The organism is Actinosynnema sp. (genome assembly GCF_052038725.1).
Genome location: NZ_JBQGCX010000828.1, coordinates 1 through 4,049, shown reverse-complemented (window position 1 = coordinate 4,049; position 4,049 = coordinate 1). Strand labels below are relative to the sequence as shown.

Below are 4,049 nucleotides of genomic sequence, written 5' to 3'. Positions count from 1 at the left end.
CGCGCGCCGAGCGCGGCCCCATCACCGTCCGGGGCGAGGACGGACCGCAGACGTGGACCCGGTCGGCGATCTTCACCACGGCGGGCGACCTGTCGGCGCTCAGCGGCTGGCCGGACATCGCCGCGCTGCTCCAGAGCCTCCACGAGGCGGTGCAGGCCGAATCCGCCGCCGCGCGCGCGGCCACCGCCACCGCCGCCCCGCGCGAGCTGTACACGTCGAACCGCACCGAGGCGTTCAACGCGATCCAGTGCGTGGACAGCGACTTCCCGACCGACGAGTCGGTGTACCGCGCGCACGCCGCGTCGGAGGACCGGCGGGTGCCGCACTTCGGCCGGATCGGCGTGCTGGACATGATGAGCTGCGCGCACTGGCCCGCCCGCGACGCGAACCGCTACACCGGCCCGTGGAACCGCTGGACCTCGGCGGAGATCCTGGTGATCAACAACCGCTACGACCCGGCCACCCCGCTCGCGGGCGCGCGGGCGGGCGCCTCCCAGCTCGCGCGGACGCGGGTCTTCGTCACCGAGGGCCACGGCCACTCGACCATGCTGTCCCCCAGCACCTGCGCCGAGCGGGTGAAGCTGGACTACCTGGTCAGCGGGGCGTTCCCGGCGGCGGGCGCCCGCTGCGGCAACGACGCGCCGAACCCGTTCACCTCCTGACCCCGCTCACCAGGGGGACCGTCCCGGCGTTCGCGCCTGGGCGGCCCCCGGCCGCGTTACGGTGCCCCCCCAGGGCGCGCCGAACACCACCCAGGCACCCATGTCCCAGGACCCCGGCGGACCGACCGCCCCCGTGAGCACCCTGAGGACCCGCACGTGACGCTGCCCTACGGCCCGGACGACGACCAGGCCGCCTACCAGTACGTCAACGCCGCGCTGCGCAGTCGTGACGCCGAGGCGTGGCGGCTGCTGGCGCTGGAGACCAACGTCGAGCAGACCGACCGGGTGCTGCGGGCCATCCTGGACCGCATCGCGGTGGCGCGGGCGCACCGGTCGGCGTCGCGGGCGAAGACCAGGGCGAGGGCGCGCGACGGCGAGATCAGCCAGGAGGAGTACCAGCGCGAGACGGCCGAGGAGGCCGAGCGCGTGCAGAAGACGATCAACTTCGAGGCGCTCGTCCGCGAGCACCACCGGCTGATCGCCCCGGCGGCGCGCAGGCTGCGCGGCGACGACGTGCGCGACGAGCTGCTCAACCTGGTCCTCGCGCTGGGCGGCGCGGTGGCCGCGCACCGCGAGGCGGTCCTGTCCGACGGCCTGAAGCCCACGGCGGCCGACGAGGCCCTGTGGGACCGCCTGTCCGCGCTGGACGTGCCCAGCACCAAGGAGGGCGAGGGGCGCAGCACGGTGGAGGAGCTGGTCAAGCGGCACACGTCGGGCCAGGACGACCTGGGCCGGGTGCTCGCGGAGATCGTCCTGGACGTCGCGGGCGACGCCCCGTCGGTGCCGCGGGCGGCGCTGGTGGGGCCGTGGAAGAAGGCCGTGTCGCCGATCCTGGGCACGGAGGAGAAGGGCGAGTTCGCGGCGAAGGGCAAGGGCTCGCTGGTGACGGAGAAGCTCCGCAAGACCCTGGGGCACCTGGAGCGCAAGGGCCTGGTGAAGCGCAGCGGAACGGGGCAGGACCAGCGCTTGCAGGTCCTGGACCGGGCGGGGCTCGAGGACCTGGCGGACAGCTAGGCGGTCGGGCGCGCCCACCTGGTCGGGTGCTCCGGTCAGGTGGGCGGGGAGGGCGGCGAGCGCGGCCGGAGGGGAGTGCTCCGGCGCGTCCGCCCACCCCGGACGCGCCCACCGCCCCGCCGACCGCTTCGGTCATCCGGAGCAACCGCGCGTCCGCGCGCCTCGTCCCGGTGGGTCCCCGCTGCGACATCCGGTCCCGGCCGGTCGGCCGCACGGGTTGGTCCGGCCAAACTACTGGCATCAATTTCGACCGCCTGGTAGAAAACGCTATGGGAGCGCTCCCATATGCCACTCCACAGGTCAGGAGCTCGAAGATGAGCACGCTTTCCGTCCAGCTCTACTCGGTGCGCGACGCCTTCGCCGAAGACCCGTCGGCCACCCTCGCCAAGCTCGCCGAGATCGGCTTCACCAACGTGGAGCCCTTCAAGCTGGTGGAGAACGCCTCCGCCCTGCGCGCCCTGCGCCAGCACGGGCTGTCCGCCCCGACCACGCACGTCAGCCTCGTCGGCGCGGAGCTGAACCCGGTCTTCGACGCCGCCGCCGAGCTGGGCGTGACCACCCTCATCGACCCGTTCATCGCCGACGAGAAGTGGCGCGACGCGGGCGACATCGCCGCCACCGCCGACGCGCTCAACGCCGCCGCCGAGGCCGCCAAGGGCCACGGCCTCACCGTCGGCTACCACAACCACTGGTGGGAGCTGGCCAACCGCGTCGACGGCCGCGCCGCGCTGGAGGTCCTGACCGACCACCTGACCCCCGACGTGGTCCTGGAGGTCGACACCTACTGGGCCGCCGCCGGTGGCGAGGACGCCCCGGCCCTGCTGCGCCGCCTCGGCGAGCGCGTCGTCGCCCTGCACGTCAAGGACGGCGGCCTGGCCACCGACGCCACCGGCCAGGTCCCCGCAGGCCAGGGCAGCGTGCCCGTGGCCGACGTGCTCGCCTCCGCCCCGAACGCCCTGCGCGTGGTCGAGTTCGACGCCTACAGCGGCGACCTGTTCGAGGGCATCGCCGCCAGCCGCGCGTTCCTGCTCACCCTGGAGGACGCCAAGTGAGCACCGGACCCGTCGGCGTCGGCGTCATCGGCGCGGGCACCATCAGCGACACCTACCTGGAGAACCTGACCGCGTTCGCCGACACCCGCGTCGTCGCGGTCGCCGACCTCGACCCCGAGCGCGCCGCCGCCCAGGCCGCCAAGCACGGCGTCGAGCGCTCCGGCACCGTCGAGCAGCTGCTCGCCGACTCCGAGGTGGAGCTGGTCGTCAACCTGACCATCCCCGCCGCGCACGTCCCCGTCGGCATGGCCGCGCTGGACGCGGGCAAGCACGTCTGGTCCGAGAAGCCCCTGGGCCTGGACCGGGGCAGCGCCGAGCTGCTGCTGGCCAAGGCCCGCGACGCCGGGCTGCGGGTGGCCTGCGCGCCCGACACCGTCCTCGGCCCCGGCCTGCAGACCGCGCGCCGCGCCATCGACGCCGGTCGCATCGGCCAGCCGCGCTCCGCGCTCGCCCTGTTCCAGACGCCGGGCCCGGAGAGCTGGCACCCGGCCCCGGAGTTCCTGTTCCAGACCGGCGGCGGCCCGCTGCTGGACATGGGGCCATACTACCTGACCTCGCTGGCCACCGTGTTCGGCCCGATCGACCACGTCACGGCGGCGGGCGGCCGGGCGCGCGAGACCCGCGTGATCGGCTCCGGCCCGAGGGCGGGCACCGAGTTCGAGGTGACCGTCCCGACGTCGGTGTCCGCGCTGGTGTCCTTCGAGGGCGGCGGCAGCGCGCAGCTCGTGCTCAGCTTCGACTCCGCGCTCGTGCGCACCGGGTTCGTCGAGGTCAGCGGCACGGCGGGCACCCTGGTGCTGCCCGACCCGAACCGGTTCGACGGCGTCACCGCGCTGCACGTGCCGGGCGCGGAGAAGGAGGACCTGGAACCGGTCGGCGCGCTGGCCGGCCGGGGGACGGGCGCGCTGGAGCTGGCGCGGGCCATCCGCGCGGGTGTGCCGGAGCGGGCCTCCGGCGAGCTGGCCGCGCACGTGCTGGACGCGATGCTCGCGATCGCCGAGTCGGTCGAGTCCGGCCGCACGGTGGAGGTCGCCAGCACGTTCGCCGTGCCGCCCACCCTCCCCGAGGACTGGGACCCGTACGCGGCGACCCTCTGTGGGGGGGGTTCGCGCAACCCGGCGGGGCGCTCTCGGGTGCGCGGCCGGGTTCCGCGCGTCAGTCGAGCGGGTCGACCAGGACCGTGCTCAGGTGGGCGCGCAGCACGCCGACCAGGTCGACGTCCTCCGGCGAGGTGAGCCACTGCACCTGCAGGCCGTCCATCAGCGCGATGAGCACCAGAGCGGCACTCTTGGGCTCCACGCCGTCCCGCAGACCGCCGCAG

The 4,049-nt window shown here is 74.7% G+C and carries 4 protein-coding genes; all 4 read left to right on the top strand.

Annotated elements, in window-relative coordinates; translation table 11 throughout:
• Nucleotides 1-662: alpha/beta hydrolase (locus ACTUAL_RS17035; protein ID WP_440900959.1), on the top strand; the 662-nt coding region annotated here is incomplete at its 5' end.
• Nucleotides 663-818: 156 nt separating this feature from the next.
• Nucleotides 819-1,676: a hypothetical protein gene (locus ACTUAL_RS17030; RefSeq protein WP_096493569.1), complete on the top strand. Its 858-nt coding sequence runs from the start codon at nt 819-821 to the stop codon at nt 1,674-1,676.
• Nucleotides 1,677-1,990: 314 nt separating this feature from the next.
• Nucleotides 1,991-2,728 carry a sugar phosphate isomerase/epimerase family protein gene (locus tag ACTUAL_RS17025; RefSeq protein ID WP_096493571.1) on the top strand — a complete coding sequence of 246 codons (738 nt, stop codon included), beginning with the start codon at nt 1,991-1,993 and terminating at the stop codon, nt 2,726-2,728.
• A complete protein-coding gene (locus ACTUAL_RS17020; protein ID WP_440900958.1) occupies nt 2,725-3,963 on the top strand; it encodes a Gfo/Idh/MocA family protein in 1,239 nt (412 codons plus the stop codon). Before ACTUAL_RS17025 ends, ACTUAL_RS17020 begins: the two co-directional genes overlap by 4 nt.
• Nucleotides 3,964-4,049: the final 86 nt, after the last annotated feature.

Excerpts from the sequence above, each read along its gene's own strand:
- ACTUAL_RS17025 (WP_096493571.1), top strand. The coding sequence starts at position 1,991 with ATGAGCACGCTTTCCGTCCAGCTCTACTCGGTGCGCGACGCCTTCGCC.